Consider the following 16,722-nt stretch of genomic DNA (forward strand, 5'->3'; position numbering starts at 1 on the left):
TCTTCTGCGGAGTCCATGTGTGATTACAATCACAGTAAATCGTACAGTTTGTTCATATATGATGAAGATAAACTCACAACAATCAGCTTAGGAATAAGAAACTTCCGGCAGCACAACCGTCACCGTCGTGCCCACACCAACCTCGCTATCCAGCTCAATTTGACCACCATGCAGATAAACAATTTTACACACAATCGTCATCCCCAGCCCATTGCCCTCGCTAGCATGTGAAGAATCCCCCTGATAAAACTGGTCAAATACATGTGCTAACGTATGCTCGTCCATGCCCGGTCCTTTATCACATACCTGAAAATAGATATTCCCCGCCTCACGATATACCTTTGCCACAATCACCGCGCCGTCTGGCGAAAATTTGACTGCGTTATCCAGAATATTCACCCATACCTGCTTCAGTACCCCGGCATTGCCATAATATTCTAACTCGTCCAGCTCCAGTGCAAATTCCAATTGCTTCGCCGTCCAGCGCGCTTCCATCATCACGATAGCACGCCGTACCTGCTCACTGATGCTAAAATAGTGTCGATCCGCTAGTAAACGTTCCGATCCCAATTGAGATAACTCCAGAATACGTGTCGCCAGTAACGATAATCGATCTGCTTCATGAATGACAATATCCAGATACTCTCTACTCTCTTCTTCTGGTAAACTTCCTTCCCGTAACAATTCGGCAAATCCTTTAATCGACAAAATCGGTGTTTTAAATTCGTGCGAGAAATTATTAATAAAATCTTTACGCAGCAGCTCTACACGACTCAATTCAATTGCCGCTTGATTATAACTGTCAGCAAATTTGCGAATCTCGACCGTATGCAGGCTACCGTCCAACATAATGTGCCGATCAAAACGCCCTGCGGCAAGATCATTCATTGCCGCAATCCCCTGATGGATCGGACGAATCAGCATTTTATCAATCATGATCAATACGGATATACCAATGAATACACTCACGATAAAGGCAACTCCCAGAACAGGAACAATGGGATGTTCATAAAATGTATTTTGTACCCAACCAAGACGAATCATGGTCATCGTCTGCAAAGCAATCACGATGAGTATGAATACAATGAGCAGAAATAGATTAACGGACAATAGCAAAAATAGATTCCATTTCGATACATATGCGCGTACATGATGCCGTATATTCATAGTCTCTTCACCGCCCGATACCCCAATCCACGCACTGCCTGCAATTCAAACTCATCATAATGCTCAAACCGTTTACGCAGTCGATTGATATGTACGGTCACCGTACTGTCACTGCTCTCTGTCTCCAATCCCCAGATTTCATCTAGCAGCTGCATGCGTGTGAATACTTGCCCTGGATACGCCAGCAATTTATATAGCAAATAAAATTCCTTTGGCGGTAGCACATGCGTATCTTCCTTCCGTGTAACAGTCAGCGCATCATAATGCAGCGATACTTCTCCAATGGAAATTTTACGTTCATGTACAATCATCGACCGTCGCAGCAATGCACGGATACGCAGCAATAATTCGGTGCGGTCCACCGGCTTGGTCATATAATCATCTGTACCGACCAGAAATCCGCGATGCTTATCTTCTGGCAACTGCCGCGCACTCAGCATCAATATAGGCAACTGATATTGCGCATCGCGAAGTTGCCGCGTCAATTCATATCCATCCATATGCGGCATCATAATATCTGCAACGAGCAGATCGATATGCAGCTGCTGAAGCTGATCCAGCGCCTGCTGCCCGTCAAACACCGAAGTCACACGATACCCGTCCGCACGCAAAAAAGCACTAATTAATGTATTCGCATGATGATCGTCCTCGACCACCAGAATATGAAACATATCCATCCCTCCTGTACCTGACTTATTATATAGCATGCTTTTCTAAACAGAATCTAAACAAAAGTTTAGATTGCGTTTATATTGGCGTTAGCGCACGCCTTTATACTAACGGCATCAAGCCAACCAAGGAGGATATGATGAAAATAAACATTAATCTGGAGCAACAACATACCGATGAGAACACGGTCGCCGTGCCAGAACAACCGCAAGAAATGATCATTCGCTCGCCACTGTCGCCTCTGCTATTCCCGCTTCGCCTAATCGCGACGGGATTGCAGGCGCTCGTCAGCATGCTTGGCTGGGGTGTAGTTGGTACAGGGTATGCGTTTGCTACGCTGCTGTTGCTGGTAGGTATCTTTTTTAATGTGATTGGGCTGCTCAATTTGGGAAATGGCATAGGGGCGACACTGTTCGCATTTGGACTGTGCTTTATTCCGATGGGTTTAGCTTCCCCACTGTTTTACTGGAGCCAATCGTTGAAGATTAAGCTGACTGTATTCGCGAAAGCACGTAGAGGAATGCTGCAAAGGGAAGGGAATGTTCAGGGATGAGACGTCAACCGAAAAAGCTAAAAAACAAACGTACACGCATGATGAAAATGTCAGTGCTGATGCTAGTGCAAGGTATTTTGTTTCTGCTGATTGGCTTCTGGCTAGGCGGAGCAGATACGATGACAATGCCACATTTGCCGGAGTTGCCGACAAAAGCGTTCTGGCAGTAGCTCTAGTATAAATAGCAATAGAATAGATAAACAGAAATGATACAGCCCTTTTCTCAATATGTTGAGAAAAGGGCTGTATTGACTGCTATTGTATATAGCTTGTATTAATATTCAGCATATCATCAAATCCGATTCGCTACCTTCTCCGCCTGCAAATTCAGCTCATGCGCCGAAGTAAAGATCGCATTGAATGATTCCATTGCCGTCTGTACCTGCTCTTGACCACGCTTGACGCTCTGTTCTACTTCGCCAGTGCTGCCGGAGATTTTGCGAACTTCCTGGCTCATTGATTCTACACTCCGCTTAATCTGGGCAATGGAATCCTGTACCATATTGGATAACTTGCTCACTTCACGCGCTACCACATTAAAACCGCGACCAAATTCGCCAGCATGCGTCGCTTCAATTGCTGCGTTCAGTGCCAACATTTGCGTTTGTGCGGCGATCTTGCGAATTGTCTGCACGACGTCTTGAATCTCGTATGCTTGCTCCTGCAATGTATATACGGTTTCTGCATTCGCACCGGACACATGAACAATCTGCTCCATACTGCGTAGTAGATGCTCGCTATGTTGAATGCCTGCCGATGAATGCTCATTGAGCTGCTGCGCGGTCTGTTGCAAATCGCTAACTACCGAAGACAGATCGTGGTGACGATCCGTAATATTCGCTGCAACCTTCGTTACGCCGATAACGCGACGACGCTGTTGATCCCATACTGGCATATAGGTTGCTTCCAGCCAGACCGGATTACCGTTTGCATCACGGCGCATAATTTTATCGTGAAATGTTTTACCGGAAAAGAGTTGTTCCCAGAACTGCGTGTATTCTTTGCTATTATAAAGCTCAGGAAAGCACAGATTTTTATGATACATACCAATCATCTGCTCGGGTGTATACCCTAACACCGCTGCAAAAATCGGGTTGACATACGCTACGCGATGATCAGTATCAAAACGAATAATCGCCAGATTTTCTTGTAACGTACGCACGACGAGTTCATCTGTAACCTGCTGATTGACATTTTCCATAACCATCCACCCTCTGCATCGGTATTCGTTCTTTATTTATTCCATATGTTACATCATATTTCTTTTTTTACCTTATTTACATTATATACTTCCATATAAAGAATTTAATTCAATTTACTGTTGATTAAACAAAAAGTGTATATCCTCTTTTTATATCGACATTTATGTTTTTGTAATTAATGCCATGAAGCACCATAAAACGGAAAATACAGCAAAAAAGTCTTGCCCGCATCAGGACAAGACTTTATGTAACTATGAATATAAACAATATTCTTCTTTTTCATATCTTCATTAGCAATTCTACATATGTGTATACGCTTCGCTCATGCACGATACGATATCTTTATAGATTCTCGTTCCACTGTAGTAATTGATCAATCCACGACAGCTCTCGCTCTAGCATATCGCTGCCAAGACGGGACACTTCGCGCGCGTACAAACTGCGCTTCTCCTCCTGCCGATTGCGCTGCACATGCTCCAGCATATCTGCTACGAAGACACGACGCAAATGCAAGATCCGCAATCGCTCCACTGGCTCCAGCCGATCAAACAGATGAACCCGAATCATAAATTCCAGCTCATTCCGCGCCAATCGCTCGTCAAATGCAAGCAGCAGCTCCCGCAACAGTTGCTCACCCAGCTCGGTAATACGATACATATTGCGGCTTGGTTTGCCTTCCTGACGCTGGACTTCTTTGATCACAGCTCCTTGCTTCTCAAAGCGTTGAAGTGCGGGATATAGCATATTGTTATTCACATCCAGCAGTACATCAAGTTGCTGCTGAATCGTCTTTTTAATTTCATAGCCATAGCGTGGTGCCTGGCTGATCTGATCCAGAATTAACAGGTCAATGTACATGCCCATTCCTCATTTTCGTTATATAAATCATATCGCGTGACAGGCGATCATGTCTGTTCATCATAACAACTTCGTTCTATCATGACAATGATAAGCATAGCTGATGGGCTGGATTGTATACGTGTTATGGTCTGTATATACTTGCGCCTACAAGTTCTCACCCTCTATTTACAACAGATAAAGAGCAAATTTTGATATGTTAATATAACCTATGTTAAATTAACATATATACCCGACCATCATATGCAGAAGGAGGATGATTCATGTACAAGGAAATTGTCACCCCATCGGAAATCAGCAACTTTGGTAGTCGTTCTGAGCAATTTTTCCCGATAGATTGGTTGAAGCGCATGGTGACAGGCGAACGGGTATATTACCATGAAGCAACCAACACCTGGAATGTATTTCGCTACAACGATGTCAAGGAAGTGATGGGCAATTACCAGTACTTCTCCAATCGTGGCTCACGCACGACGACCGCTGTTGGCGCTCGCAGTAAGGAAGGCGTCATGCCGGAAAAGCTTCAGCTTACTTCGCTTGACCCGCCGGATCATCGCAAAGCGCGCTCACTGCTCTCTGCCGCTTTTACACCGCGTAGCTTGAAGCATTGGGAGCCGCGTATTCAGCAGATTATTAACGATCTGCTGGATGAGATTGATGACAGCCAGCCGTTTGACGTTGTCGATGAACTGGCAACGGCATTGCCTGCGATTGTGATGGCAGATCTGCTTGGGCTGCCTTCGGAGGATCGTTTGCTATTCAAAAGCTGGGTCGATGTGCTGTTCCAGCCTTATGTAGGTGGGCAGCAGGAAGAGATCGAGCAGCAAAAGCAGCAGGCAGCACGAGAATATTATGAGCATCTGTATCCATTGGTCGTGTACAAACGTAGCCATCTGGCAGAGGATATTATTTCCGATCTGCTCACGGTAGAAGTGGATGGCGAGCGTTTTACCGATGATGAGATTGTGCGTACGACGATGCTCATTCTTGGTGCGGGTATTGAAACGACGAGTCATGCATTGTCGAATACGTTTTACTCGCTGTTGTATGATGATCCGTCTCTGTATGCACAACTGCACCGTGAACCGACACTGGCAGCGCCGACGGTGGAGGAAATGCTGCGCTATCGTTTTCATACTGGAGCGCGCCACCGTACGGTCAAGCAGGATAATGAGCTGCTTGGTCAGACGATCAAGGAAGGCGAGCTGGTGATTGCTTGGATGAGTGCTGCGAATATGGATGGGGATATGTTTGAAGACCCGTTTAGGTTGAATATTCACCGGGCGAATAATAAGAAGCATCTGACCTTTGGTAATGGACCGCACTTCTGTCTAGGTGCACCATTGGCTCGGATGGAATTAAGTCTTGCCTTGCAAGGTTTCAGCGAACGCTTTGCGGATATTCAGCCAGCAGGTGCCTTTGATCTGGAAAGCAATCTGACCAACTCTGCTACCGGACAATCACTGACCAGCCTACCTGTCATCGGACGGCGAGCTTGATCAACTTTTTTGACGAAATGACGATTACTATGTAACATTGCTATCCGTTGGATTGAGGTATGTTGATGAACACCAGTCTATATAGTGTTGTGGACAGCATTTTGTTCTGTCCTTGAAGCCCGATTCGCGCATCGTAATACGAGCGAATCGGGCGATTTTTTGTGGATTCGGATCGAGAAGAGTTGATATATAAAAGTTACAAATTATGAAGAGATTATAGTTTGCGACATACATACATCATTTGTACAGCTTCCGGCGTAAGTGAAGTGTTGTTCCACTCCTCATAACACTTCACTATCTTCAATCCATGATACGTATTCCCTCTTAATTTTACAAAAAATGGGCTTAATTATCGTTCAGACTGTCTATGACCTTTTGAATACATCGCTTACCGGGTAAGAGGAGAATATACATCCAGGAAAGGTGGCTCATCTATGGAAAAAAATGAAGATTACCGACTGGTCATCGTAGGCTATGGCGGAATGGGTAGTTATCATGCGCGACTGGTGGAACAGGCAGAACGGATTCAAGTAGCAGGCGTGCTCGATATTGCGCAATACCGACAGGAACTTGCCAAAAGTCACGGTCATACCATTTACGATGATCTACAATCGGTCTTGTCAGACGATACGATCGATATTGTGCTGATCGCCACACCGAATGACGTACACAAGGAGCTAGCTATCGCGGCATTGCAGGCAGGCAAGCATGTGATCTGTGAGAAGCCAGTGACGATCCATAGTCAGGATTTGCTGGATATTTTACAAGTAGCGAAGGAAGTGGAGCGCGTATTCATGGTACATCAGAATCGGCGCTGGGACGAGGATTTCCTAATTGTACGCCAACTGATTCAGCAACAAACGATCGGCGATGTCTTTCATGTAGAATCGCGTGTGCAAGGTGCCAATGGGATTCCGGGCGATTGGCGACAACTCAAGGCATATGGCGGCGGCATGCTGCTGGATTGGGGTGTGCATTTGCTAGATCAGCTGCTGCTGCTTACCGATAGCAAAATAGAGAGCGTATCCGCAGAGTTGAGTACTATTTTGAATACCGAAGTGGATGACGGATTCACTGCGCGCATCACATTCAAAGATGGTCTGACTGCACTGGTCGAAGTCGGCACGACTAACTATATCAAGCTGCCCCGCTGGTATGTCAAAGGCAGCCAAGGCACTGCGATCATTCAGGACTGGGATTTGAGCGGCGAAATTGTACGCAAAAATCTTGACGTTGCCCATGTAGAGCCAAAGCCGATTCAGGCAGGACGCGGACTGACCAAGACGATGGCGCCTCCTTCTGAGGAATCGACGATTCGCAGCCCCATTGAGCGAATCGCAGAGCAGGATGTGCCAGAGGAATTTTTCCATAACTTCATTGCCGTGGTGGAAGGCACAGCCAAGCCTGCGGTGGACAATGAGCAAGTATTACGAGTGCTACGTCTGATCGAAGCTCTATTTGAAGCAGCAGAACAGAATCAGATTATTCAGCGCGAGTTGTGATGTATAATCGTGAATAATTAATGAGTAGCCGGATTATGGCGATATACATGGATTGCAGTTGATCGGACGAACGTGGTATGAATGTATTCATTATAAAAACAGCCATTTGTTCCCCTACCTATGTAGGCGGAGAGCAAATGGCTGTTCTGCTGAAATTTAGAATATCGCAAGCGTTATCTTAACCGCTTACACTGTAATGTTAGTTGACCAGACGAATTTCGTTGATAACCAGTTTGGAAGTTGTATCCGAATCGATGGATACGAGGACTCCCTCATATGTACCCGGAGTGACCTTGATCGGATCAAGTATAGTCGCTTGACCATTCGCGCCTGGTTCAACGGTACGAGATTCGCGTGCAATGATTTTCCACTCTTTCCCTTGCAGACCATATACCAGATATTTATGCGTTGTCGTCTTCGACACGGTTGGCGCAATTTGAACCGCACTTACAGATACCTGCTCGCGGAAATACAAGCTAATGACATCGCTGCTTTTCCCAGCCGTCCAAGCCGTATTAATATCGCCGTCGATCGCCTTATACGGTATATTTTTGTCCGCAAAGGTATGTGTGCTTACCACCGTACGATCAGGTACTCTTGTCGGCGATAATTCACTAGCAGCACCCGCCTGCGAAAACGGAACAGCCAGCGTTGCAACACATGTCAAGCATACAGCAGCGTACTTTAAAGACTTCATCATTAATAACCCCTCCTTTGTTATGTGGATCGTATTTATTATACCCTTTAACTAAGCAACTTGTGTATATTTATTTATCTTTTTTTGTAAAAAATTTTATTTTTTGGTTATTGAGAAGTAATAAATTTGCTGTATACAAGAATCTTGATTTTATGTGTGATATGGCAATTTGGCATAAATATACTCTGCCACTTGTTGTTCATTTCTACTGTGCGTATCTACATATTCGGCAAAATGATACTGATTGTACGCCGCGAGACAACGCTCCGTCTGTGCAAAAGCCCAACTTCCCTCTGCCTCCCCACGTTGTAGCAGTCGTTGATGAATGGTCATTTGATCTGCAATCAGGCAAAAATGAAATGTATCTTGCGACAAGTGCTGTAACCCCTTATGTATATATTCAAAGTACTCCCACTTGTAAATCGTCATCGGTATGATCAGGTGCTTGCCATATTGCCTATGCAAATGTCCGGCAACATCAACAACCAAATATTTCCAAATATTGATATCCTGAAAGTCACCCGTCCGCTCATGCTCATGCAATACGGTGTCTGGAATGATCTGACGTAGCATAAATCCAGGTTCTTCCGGATCGTAAATCATACTGTTGTGAATACGCTGCTGCAATCGTTGCGCTGTAGTCGTTTTACCGACACCAAATGCTCCGTTGATCATGATAATCATATATTTATCTTCCTCTCTCCAACTCGCTGCGTCTTCCTTGCTGATGCCACTGCTGATACACACCGCCGATACTATCAAAGGCAGCATTGACCATTCCATCCAGCTCCGCCGTAATCTCCGGTGTAAGTCGCAAATGGGTCGTTATATTGTCAACGTTATACGTTTCCATCAACAGTACGTAGCTATGGCTAAAGATCACATCTTCCAGAATCCAGTAGATGACGTCATCCGCTTCGGTTGTCTTTTTGCTCATCATATTCACGCCACGCTCATACAATTCAAGCAGATAACCGTCGTGCTGAACTTGGATATGCGGCTGTAGATCGCCATACCAGGAAGGGTCAAAGGCGGCGGCTGCCATTTGTCGTTGGCGCTCACGGTACGTATCCGTGCGTTGCAGTAATTCGTCGATCGTCTGGATAAGTTGTTCGGCAGTTTGGATATTGTGTTGTTGGAAGGTCATCATGAGCTCTCCTTTTTGTATAATTGTAAAATACGTTGCACAAATTCGGTTTTGCGGTTGGTGTAATCTAAGCGATCGGATGACGTAATTGCCAATTCCTTTTTCAATATGCCATATTGCGCTGCCGCTTCTGGATGATTCCGTAAATGATTGCGAAACGACAGATGATTGTGCAGCTCCATACTCTCCTGCGAGCATACGTACAGATGCTGCTTCATCCATTGCTGTTGACCAGTACACCACGGCACTGCTACATCCAGACGATGGTATCCTTCTCGGTCCGGCACCAGTTGCAATTGCTCATGCACATATCCAAGTGTGAACAGCGCAGCCGAAACTTCGGGCAATTGTGCTTTGTCTGCAATGATCAGATCGATATCCAAGATTGGTTTGGCTGCCAGCCCCGGTACAGAGGTACTGCCTACATGCTCCACCTGCATAATGGCAGGGCAGTTCAACTGAAGAATGATTTCCTTGATCTGTCGGAATTGCAATGCCCATTCCGGGCGATAGTCTGCTACTTCGATCAATGGATTCATGCGATCTCTTTCCTTTCGTTTCCCATGTCTACTCTTATCTGAGTTCACATCTCTATTCACATCGTCTTCCATTATACGCTCCCCGCTCCTGACTTGCATTTCGTGCATATGATCGTTATCATGTGATTGAATTTGTATGCCTGAATGAGATAGAGAGGAAGTTGTTATGTTACCATCCATCGGAGATATATACTGCGTATATTCAGACAAAATGCAAAGCTATACCGCCTGCCAGATTATTGATCTGCGCATATCGGAATCTAGTGACGAGACTATTCTCGCCTCTGTTCTGGAGCTGGATTGGTGTGGCAAGGAGATTCCACATGAGCATGAATGGCAGCATATGAAGCCGTTGGTCTGCGATTTCTATTTTTGGAATCAGAAGCTGGATCATAGCTATGTGGATGCCGATGTGCCATCCAACTACATCTATGTCGGTACGATGCCGCCCCTGACCGACGAGCAAACGAACAGCTACAGCGGTGGCTGGAATGTCGGTGATTCGTTATATCGTCAGCGTAGCTGGGAACAGATCGATCCGACAGCCCGGCAGCGATTCAAACAAGCAGCGGCAGATCGTGGCGATATTCAGCTCGCTGGGCAGACGATTCGTCGGAATTGTAGTAAGGTAGACGACTCGCTGCTTCAACATCTGGATCACTGGTCGCAGTTAGAACAGTTGCCTTGTCTGACCGAAATTCAAACGTCGCATGGCGATGAACAACTGCTGGACTATTTGCGCAGCAATCCATTTATACATCGACTCGTTATTGAAGATTGTACGATACCTGTACTGGACTTGACTGGTACCGCTGTTCGGAATTTGAGTGTTACAGCGGTAAATATGAATACGTTGCGACTGAATACTCCGATCGAACAGCTGTATTTGAATATAAAGCAGACCGCACTTCTTGAGATTGAAGCTCCAGCAGACGGACGCGATCTCATATTGTACGCATCAACCGTAGCGGACAGTGGCGAAGTTGTTCCTTTTAGCGGATTGTCGCGATTGCGCTCTCTTTCCCTATATCATGTTCGTACCCTTCATATCGCAGAGCTGGCTAAACGTTTCCCGGATCTGCATCGTTTGAGTGTATGGGGTGCTCCGGGCAACGTTCAGCATATGGAGCATTTGGTGCAATTGGAACAACTGCACTCTTTACGTATGAACGATATGTTCAACTTTACCAGTGAGCAGTTTCCAGACCCGGATGAATGGTCATCCATTCGTGTACTAGATATGGTCAGTTTGCCTGCCGAAGCAGCAAAAGAGATCAAGAAAAAATACAAAAAGCGTGCCGCCGCAGGTATGCATATCCATATTAAACGTCCACGTAAGCCGGAATGGCTCGCTGAGAATCTGAACAATCCGTTCCGTGATTGGGATGGACGCGAAGGACTGACCACTACACAGGCGAAAAAAGCTGCCAAAGCTTACAATACGCTGCATGCTGCGATTCGTAAGCTGGATCATGCAGATGAGCAATCTCTGTTGCCGCTCGTGGAGCAATATACCAAAGCATTCAATGCCATGCAAAATAGCCGTTCCGGTTATCTTGAAACGGTAGAGCGTGAGGAAGTGTATATGGCACTTGTGTCACTGCTGGATCTAGTCGATCAGCAGCGCGCTGCGAATGATCGAGAACGGTTACTGCGTGATTCGCTATATGATGTCTTTGATCAGGTTCGCGATTTTTGAGATAAGCGTATGATTATGATGACATGTTGATCTGAATCTGTTCAGCATGTCATATAATCGTGCGTTTGCACATGTTATACTATGATTTGCACATCTTGTATCCTGATAGACGTAGCCATATGATCGGTTTATTGCTCAATCACAGTCTGGCAACAATGCTGTAAACCTTTACACATAGGGTACGAAATATGTTTTAATAAAACTATTAATGGATAACATCTGATGTAAAGGAGTGGTCATTGTGCAAATATCCCATTTTCTATTACCCAAGGAACAGGTAACCTACATATCCTCATCTGTAACTATGCTGGAGGCATTAGAGGTGCTGGAACAGCATCAATACTCCGCCATTCCGATCATTAACGAACAAGGGCATTATGTAGGTACCCTCTCCGAAGGCGATCTATTGTGGAAGCTGAAAAATTCGTTTCAGCTGGACTTTGAAGGTATGCGCCATGTGCATATTAGCGATATCCAACGCCGTGTCAAAAATGAAAGTGTCGTCATTACCGCCAATATGGAGGATATGCTCAGCCGAGCAGCCGACCAGAACTTTGTACCGGTGACCGACAATGAAGGGCTGTTTCTTGGCATTATCCGCCGCAAAGATATTATCGAATATTACAACGATACGATGACCGATTGATTGCGTACTCTCGCATACGTGTCGATATGGTATCGCCATACGAGGAATGACTAGAGCAGCCGTCAGTGATGCGGCTGCTTTCTTCATCAATATAGAACGAATGCAACAATCTATCCTCTCTACTCTACTGCTGAAAGGAGCTTGTGTATGTCCATCAAAGTGCTGATTGCAGACGACGAAGCAGGTATTCGCAATTCCATCGCATACGCGCTGAAGCGAGAACATTTTACTGTCGAGACAGCGATTGACGGTCGGGATGCACTATCCAAAGTCGAGCTTTTCCAGCCGGATGTGCTGCTGCTGGATGTCATGATGCCCGAAATGGACGGCTACGAAGTATGCCGACGGCTCGATCAACGCCGCGGCATGGGCATCGTGCTGCTCACTGCCAAGAACGATATCATTGATCGCATTCTCGGTCTGGAAATGGGGGCGGATGACTATGTATCCAAGCCATTCGATCTGCGTGAATTGATCGCCCGCATCAAGGCGCTGGCACGCCGTATGGATCGCGAGAATACACCAATACCAGATGAAATCATCAGACTCGGTTCACTAGAAGTACAACCAGCTTCACGTCGCGCGCTAGTAGACGGTCAGAGTTTGGAATTGACGCCGCGTGAATTTGATCTATTGTCCTTACTCGTAGCGCATCCGGGCAGAGTATATGCGCGCGATGAACTGTTAGAACTCGTTTGGGGCATGGACTTTTTCGGGGAAACGCGTACGGTGGATATCCACATCCAGCGTTTACGCAAAAAGCTGGACCCACATCAGAATCTGCTACAAACAGTATACGGTGTCGGCTACCGAGCGGAGCCTGTGGGATGAATCCATCTTCGTCCACTCCACCTGTCTCCGATCATTCTTTGCTGCAAGGCAACACTGAAAATCATTCCTCTCAACATCCCCGTCCAGATGCTAGGGATGACAAAGCTCGCCGTCCTCGCTTTAGCCTGCGCTGGAAATTTCCGTTGTTACTCGGTGCGTTACTGCTGTTCACAGTTTGCATATTAAGCATACTCGTACTTTCTGGCATCCGTAGTAACCAGCAGCAGCAAACCGAGCAGCTATTGCTGCGGCAAAGTCAGCTGATGGAGACGCGCATTCGGCAACTGTATCTGACAGGCACCCGTTTGGACCCGGTGCTATTCATGCAGCGTCGGGGCAATGAACTCGCTGTTGATCTAGGATCGTCCAGCAATATGCGTGTCATTTTGTACGATAATCAAGGCGAATTACGTGGGGACTCTCTACCGCTTGGCTGGCGTAGCGATACTAGCTCGGCGCTTCGCTATGCGCTACAAGGACGCACCGCTTATATTACCGAAGGCTCCAATGTGTTATATCTGGCACCTGTGTATGGTACGAGCGGCTTGCTAGGTGTCGTGCAGCTACACGTCTCCATCGCCGATCAGCAAGCCTTTTACCGAAATATGCTATTGGTCTGTATCTACACTGGCGGCATCGTACTGAGTGTAAGCTTTGGGATCGGATGGCTATATATTCGCCGTCAGACGAAGGATATTCGTACGCTGATGAAGCAGGCACAATCCATTTCTCGTGGTCATTATCCTGAACCGGGGCAAGCACAGCCCGTACAGCGTAACGATGAGCTGGGACAGCTGGGGGATGGTATTGCGGAGATGGGCAGTATGATTCAGCAAAGTATGAACGAGCTAGAACGGGAGAAGAGCCAGCTTCAACAGGCAGTTGCCAAACTGTCTGCGCTAGAACAATTGCAAAAGGCATTTATCGGCAATATTAGCCATGAACTGAAAACGCCTGCCACCTCCATCCAATCGTATGCCGACCTGCTCAGCATGTACGGCGATGACCCGGAACTCGTACAGGAAGCAAGCGCCAGCATTTCCTCCGAAATCCGGCGGCTGATTGAATTAATTGAGGATTCTATTCGTCTATCACTGCTGGAAAAGTATGATTTTGAACTGCATCCTGAGCCAGTCTCGCTGAATGAACTTGTTCGCGAAGCGACAGAACGTACGCGTGGCAAAGCTGTCAATCGAGACATTTCACTACATGTGGAACTGGATGCGCCGGTCGTGATCACCGCTGATCCGAAGCATCTGATGCACATTCTGCTGAATTTACTGGACAATGCAGTGAAGTATAATGTACCGCAGCAAGGTTGGATTGTGGTACAAACGGAAATGAAGCAACAGCACGTACGTTTTCGTATCGGCAGCTCTGGTCCTATCATTCCATCATCGCAATGGGATATGGTGTTCGAGCCGTATACAACGTTGAGTCAGGATCGTTCACGCACGGGCAGTGGCACAGGACTGGGTCTGCCACTAGCGCGCCGACTAACTGAACGTATGAATGGCAATCTGTCTATTGCAAGCTCAGATGAACACGGCACTTTCTTCATACTGGATATGCCATTGTAAAAAGACCTTACTCCATACATTAGGAATAAGGTCTTTTGTCTTCTTTGGGATGAGCAATGCACTCATGATCTAGTCCAGCCGTTTGCCAAGTGCACGCTCCTCAATCAGATCAATCCCATGTGGGGTAATAGAAAAATGAATATACCCAACGATGTCCTTGATCTCAAGTAGCCCTTTTTTGCTCAAATAGTCATAGGCAAGCCGGGTTTCCTTATCGGTCAGCGGTCCGGTATTCTTCTTCGGCCCGGGCAAATGAAAGGAACGCTCGTCCGGTCCAAAATGATAATCGTACAAATCCTGAAGCAGCTGAATCCGCAGCTGTTGCCGTTCTTCAATTGTGATTGACATGCTTCTTCACCTCCGTCTGCCTCCGGTTCGTATGGGGTTGCGGAAATCTAAGGCGATTGTTCGATATAACGAACCAACCGCCAACTTTTACTTTTACTTTTACTTTTACTTTTACTTTTACGCTAAGTATACGCATGCGTATCACGTTTCAACCTTATCATACCATGAACAAAACAATTGTACGATTGCATACATTTCCTTTTATACAAACAGACTGTACGCCTATTATTGTAGCGTTATCGTTTACACTTTGGATACAAGTGGATATATTACGGCAATATATGGATGTTATATTGGATGTAGTTCAGAGATATATTGCAATTCAGATCATATGAACTGCATATCATACAGCTGCCATCCAACACCTTAGCAGCTTAATCGAACGCCATACAATACAATTTCCATTTCACGTTATATAACAAAATTTCTTGTTGTATAACAGAATGGACCAGATAGACTGACTGAACGTTAACTGATTGAATGTCATTTGAAAGGAGCACTACTATGTTTGTACTCACAGGCAAGTCAGAATCGCATGAGCGAGTCAAGCTACAATCATCGCATGAATCAATGGGCGGACAACTACTTCAAGAACGACCGTTGCAAAAGCACCCATCGTCATCCCAAAATCAATTTTCCGCTCCCCTTCATTCATTGTCAAAATGGCGCCCATATACCATTCTTCCATTTGCTGCGATGCTGACATTTGCTCTTCTGCTGACTGGCTGCAATACCAACAGCACTGCTGGGCAAACACTCACTGTACTGGATGACCAACAGACAACACCAGCGGAAGAAACGGTCACGCTAACGTCACTCGACAAACTGGATAAGGTGTACGGACGCACTTGGTTATCTGCTGACGAATTAATCATCAACCGTGACAATCGACTGCTCATCCACAACGCCGCTACGGGCAAAGAAACAGAATTAACACCGGGACGCAAAGGCTTGCAGCTGCTAGCAACCGCATCGCCTGATGGCAAATATGTTTATTTTACTGAAGGCGTACCGGATGATCGCTATACCATCTATGGATATATGTTGAATGTCGCAACAGGCAAAGTCAACAAAGTCGGGCTTGTTGATATGGTGAATGAAGCAACATGGGCGGACAATACACATCTGATCAGCGGTAGAGCAGGAACAGGCTTGCAGATGATCGATGTACAAGGTCAGATTACCAAGCTATCGTTGCAAGAAGAACACCCTGCCGAAAATATCCAATGGGTACAGCAATCCGGCTCCCAGATCTATTATCTAGGCGATGATGGGAAAGGGTATAGCGTGCTCAACCGCGCTGATATTAGCAAGCGACAAGCAGCCACCATTCTGACTGGTACGATGAATTTCGACGTGATGCCGGGAGGAAAACAAATCGCTGTGTTACAGCAAAAATGGAACAGCAATGAGCCAACCAAACTGATTATCGTCGATAATAATGGCAAAATGCTTGGTACGATCAGTGAAGGCACTTTGCTCGGACGCCCTGCTTGGTCGCCGGACGGCAAGCTGCTCGCCTTTACCATTTATCAGGAAAGTCAGCAGGGAATGAAGGGATTATACATTTTCGATCAGACGACAGGCAAAATGACGCCGATCACATCCGAGCTGCAAGCCTATAATACATCCATCCGTTGGAACCCAGATGGCACCAGACTTTCACTATATCAAGAGGACAACGGAACAGTGACCGCAATTGTCGGCATCGGGAAAAAGTAAAGGTATCTAGTTCCCTCAATACCTAGATAGATATGATTCGAATGTATGTAGTTGATTCAGCAC

General features: G+C 46.1%; 18 protein-coding genes. 9 read left to right on the forward strand and 9 right to left on the reverse strand.

All coding sequences use genetic code 11. The features are described from left to right. Window positions 1-87: 87 nt before the first annotated feature. Window positions 88-1,167 (reverse strand): sensor histidine kinase, encoded by a 1,080-nt coding sequence (locus tag ACE3MZ_RS13725; RefSeq protein WP_411342720.1) that lies wholly within the window; start codon window positions 1,165-1,167, stop codon window positions 88-90. Continuing rightward, window positions 1,164-1,838 (reverse strand): response regulator transcription factor, encoded by a 675-nt coding sequence (locus tag ACE3MZ_RS13730; RefSeq protein WP_411342721.1) that lies wholly within the window; start codon window positions 1,836-1,838, stop codon window positions 1,164-1,166. Before ACE3MZ_RS13730 ends, ACE3MZ_RS13725 begins: the two co-directional genes overlap by 4 nt. 134 nt (window positions 1,839-1,972) lie before the next feature. Between ACE3MZ_RS13730 and ACE3MZ_RS13735 the strand changes: the two genes are divergently transcribed. Both ACE3MZ_RS13735 and ACE3MZ_RS13740 read left to right on the forward strand, forming a co-directional pair. Further along, a complete protein-coding gene (locus ACE3MZ_RS13735; protein WP_411342722.1) occupies window positions 1,973-2,389 on the forward strand; it encodes a hypothetical protein in 417 nt (138 codons plus the stop codon). After that, on the forward strand, window positions 2,386-2,559 hold the full coding sequence (locus ACE3MZ_RS13740; RefSeq protein WP_411342723.1) for a hypothetical protein: 174 nt from the start codon (window positions 2,386-2,388) through the stop codon (window positions 2,557-2,559). Before ACE3MZ_RS13735 ends, ACE3MZ_RS13740 begins: the two co-directional genes overlap by 4 nt. 122 nt (window positions 2,560-2,681) lie before the next feature. On the opposite strand, the gene ACE3MZ_RS13745 is transcribed toward ACE3MZ_RS13740, so the two are convergent. Next, on the reverse strand, window positions 2,682-3,590 hold the full coding sequence (locus tag ACE3MZ_RS13745) for a methyl-accepting chemotaxis protein (protein WP_411342724.1): 909 nt from the start codon (window positions 3,588-3,590) through the stop codon (window positions 2,682-2,684). A 343-nt stretch (window positions 3,591-3,933) separates the two neighbouring features. Next, window positions 3,934-4,449: a PadR family transcriptional regulator gene (locus tag ACE3MZ_RS13750; protein WP_411342725.1), complete on the reverse strand. Its 516-nt coding sequence runs from the start codon at window positions 4,447-4,449 to the stop codon at window positions 3,934-3,936. Window positions 4,450-4,712: 263 nt separating this feature from the next. On the opposite strand from ACE3MZ_RS13750, the gene ACE3MZ_RS13755 reads away from it, so the two are divergent. Together ACE3MZ_RS13755 and ACE3MZ_RS13760 are read left to right on the forward strand one after the other, a co-directional pair. Beyond that, window positions 4,713-5,948, forward strand: coding sequence for a cytochrome P450 (locus tag ACE3MZ_RS13755; protein WP_411342726.1), 1,236 nt, complete (start codon window positions 4,713-4,715; stop codon window positions 5,946-5,948). A gap of 434 nt (window positions 5,949-6,382) precedes the next feature. Beyond that, entirely contained in the window at window positions 6,383-7,450 is a 1,068-nt protein-coding gene (locus ACE3MZ_RS13760; RefSeq protein ID WP_411342727.1) for a Gfo/Idh/MocA family protein, read from the forward strand. Between the two features lie 199 nt (window positions 7,451-7,649). Here ACE3MZ_RS13760 and ACE3MZ_RS13765 read toward each other — a convergent pair whose 3' ends face one another. From ACE3MZ_RS13765 to ACE3MZ_RS13780, 4 genes are all read right to left on the reverse strand, one after another. Then, window positions 7,650-8,150: a discoidin domain-containing protein gene (locus ACE3MZ_RS13765; protein ID WP_411342728.1), complete on the reverse strand. Its 501-nt coding sequence runs from the start codon at window positions 8,148-8,150 to the stop codon at window positions 7,650-7,652. A gap of 147 nt (window positions 8,151-8,297) precedes the next feature. After that, a complete protein-coding gene (locus ACE3MZ_RS13770; protein ID WP_411342729.1) occupies window positions 8,298-8,831 on the reverse strand; it encodes an AAA family ATPase in 534 nt (177 codons plus the stop codon). A 4-nt stretch (window positions 8,832-8,835) separates the two neighbouring features. Continuing rightward, window positions 8,836-9,297 carry an Imm63 family immunity protein gene (locus tag ACE3MZ_RS13775; RefSeq protein ID WP_411342730.1) on the reverse strand — a complete coding sequence of 154 codons (462 nt, stop codon included), beginning with the start codon at window positions 9,295-9,297 and terminating at the stop codon, window positions 8,836-8,838. Next, on the reverse strand, window positions 9,294-9,833 hold the full coding sequence (locus tag ACE3MZ_RS13780) for a GrpB family protein (protein ID WP_411342731.1): 540 nt from the start codon (window positions 9,831-9,833) through the stop codon (window positions 9,294-9,296). Before ACE3MZ_RS13780 ends, ACE3MZ_RS13775 begins: the two co-directional genes overlap by 4 nt. Before the next feature lie 166 nt (window positions 9,834-9,999). On the opposite strand from ACE3MZ_RS13780, the gene ACE3MZ_RS13785 reads away from it, so the two are divergent. The 4 genes from ACE3MZ_RS13785 to ACE3MZ_RS13800 all read left to right on the forward strand — a co-directional run bounded on the left by ACE3MZ_RS13785 (window position 10,000) and on the right by ACE3MZ_RS13800 (window position 14,589). Then, window positions 10,000-11,532 carry a hypothetical protein gene (locus tag ACE3MZ_RS13785; RefSeq protein WP_411342732.1) on the forward strand — a complete coding sequence of 511 codons (1,533 nt, stop codon included), beginning with the start codon at window positions 10,000-10,002 and terminating at the stop codon, window positions 11,530-11,532. A gap of 241 nt (window positions 11,533-11,773) precedes the next feature. Then, a complete protein-coding gene (locus tag ACE3MZ_RS13790; RefSeq protein WP_411342733.1) occupies window positions 11,774-12,178 on the forward strand; it encodes a CBS domain-containing protein in 405 nt (134 codons plus the stop codon). 147 nt (window positions 12,179-12,325) lie between these two features. Next, window positions 12,326-13,009, forward strand: a complete 684-nt coding sequence (locus tag ACE3MZ_RS13795; protein ID WP_411342734.1) for a response regulator transcription factor — start codon at window positions 12,326-12,328, stop codon at window positions 13,007-13,009. Next, entirely contained in the window at window positions 13,006-14,589 is a 1,584-nt protein-coding gene (locus ACE3MZ_RS13800; protein WP_411342735.1) for an ATP-binding protein, read from the forward strand. The genes ACE3MZ_RS13795 and ACE3MZ_RS13800 overlap by 4 nt, the downstream gene beginning before the upstream one ends. Window positions 14,590-14,658: 69 nt before the next feature. Here ACE3MZ_RS13800 and ACE3MZ_RS13805 read toward each other — a convergent pair whose 3' ends face one another. Next, window positions 14,659-14,937 carry a hypothetical protein gene (locus ACE3MZ_RS13805; RefSeq protein WP_411342736.1) on the reverse strand — a complete coding sequence of 93 codons (279 nt, stop codon included), beginning with the start codon at window positions 14,935-14,937 and terminating at the stop codon, window positions 14,659-14,661. 504 nt (window positions 14,938-15,441) lie between these two features. On the opposite strand from ACE3MZ_RS13805, the gene ACE3MZ_RS13810 reads away from it, so the two are divergent. Then, window positions 15,442-16,659, forward strand: coding sequence for a WD40 repeat domain-containing protein (locus ACE3MZ_RS13810; protein WP_411342737.1), 1,218 nt, complete (start codon window positions 15,442-15,444; stop codon window positions 16,657-16,659). Window positions 16,660-16,722: the final 63 nt, after the last annotated feature.

This window comes from Paenibacillus sp. WLX1005, assembly GCF_046603685.1.
Lineage (GTDB): Bacteria > Bacillota > Bacilli > Paenibacillales > Paenibacillaceae > Saccharibacillus.

Bases quoted from the DNA above. Each gene is read 5' to 3' on its own strand.
- ACE3MZ_RS13725 (WP_411342720.1), bottom strand. From the start codon at position 1,167: ATGAATATACGGCATCATGTACGCGCATATGTATCGAAATGGAATCTA.
- ACE3MZ_RS13730 (WP_411342721.1), bottom strand. From the start codon at position 1,838: ATGTTTCATATTCTGGTGGTCGAGGACGATCATCATGCGAATACATTA.
- ACE3MZ_RS13735 (WP_411342722.1), top strand. From the start codon at position 1,973: ATGATGAAAATAAACATTAATCTGGAGCAACAACATACCGATGAGAAC.
- ACE3MZ_RS13740 (WP_411342723.1), top strand. From the start codon at position 2,386: ATGAGACGTCAACCGAAAAAGCTAAAAAACAAACGTACACGCATGATG.
- ACE3MZ_RS13745 (WP_411342724.1), bottom strand. From the start codon at position 3,590: ATGGAAAATGTCAATCAGCAGGTTACAGATGAACTCGTCGTGCGTACG.
- ACE3MZ_RS13750 (WP_411342725.1), bottom strand. From the start codon at position 4,449: ATGTACATTGACCTGTTAATTCTGGATCAGATCAGCCAGGCACCACGC.
- ACE3MZ_RS13755 (WP_411342726.1), top strand. From the start codon at position 4,713: ATGTACAAGGAAATTGTCACCCCATCGGAAATCAGCAACTTTGGTAGT.
- ACE3MZ_RS13760 (WP_411342727.1), top strand. From the start codon at position 6,383: ATGGAAAAAAATGAAGATTACCGACTGGTCATCGTAGGCTATGGCGGA.
- ACE3MZ_RS13765 (WP_411342728.1), bottom strand. From the start codon at position 8,150: ATGATGAAGTCTTTAAAGTACGCTGCTGTATGCTTGACATGTGTTGCA.
- ACE3MZ_RS13770 (WP_411342729.1), bottom strand. From the start codon at position 8,831: ATGATTATCATGATCAACGGAGCATTTGGTGTCGGTAAAACGACTACA.
- ACE3MZ_RS13775 (WP_411342730.1), bottom strand. From the start codon at position 9,297: ATGATGACCTTCCAACAACACAATATCCAAACTGCCGAACAACTTATC.
- ACE3MZ_RS13780 (WP_411342731.1), bottom strand. From the start codon at position 9,833: ATGAATCCATTGATCGAAGTAGCAGACTATCGCCCGGAATGGGCATTG.
- ACE3MZ_RS13785 (WP_411342732.1), top strand. From the start codon at position 10,000: ATGTTACCATCCATCGGAGATATATACTGCGTATATTCAGACAAAATG.
- ACE3MZ_RS13795 (WP_411342734.1), top strand. From the start codon at position 12,326: ATGTCCATCAAAGTGCTGATTGCAGACGACGAAGCAGGTATTCGCAAT.
- ACE3MZ_RS13800 (WP_411342735.1), top strand. From the start codon at position 13,006: ATGAATCCATCTTCGTCCACTCCACCTGTCTCCGATCATTCTTTGCTG.
- ACE3MZ_RS13805 (WP_411342736.1), bottom strand. From the start codon at position 14,937: ATGTCAATCACAATTGAAGAACGGCAACAGCTGCGGATTCAGCTGCTT.
- ACE3MZ_RS13810 (WP_411342737.1), top strand. From the start codon at position 15,442: ATGTTTGTACTCACAGGCAAGTCAGAATCGCATGAGCGAGTCAAGCTA.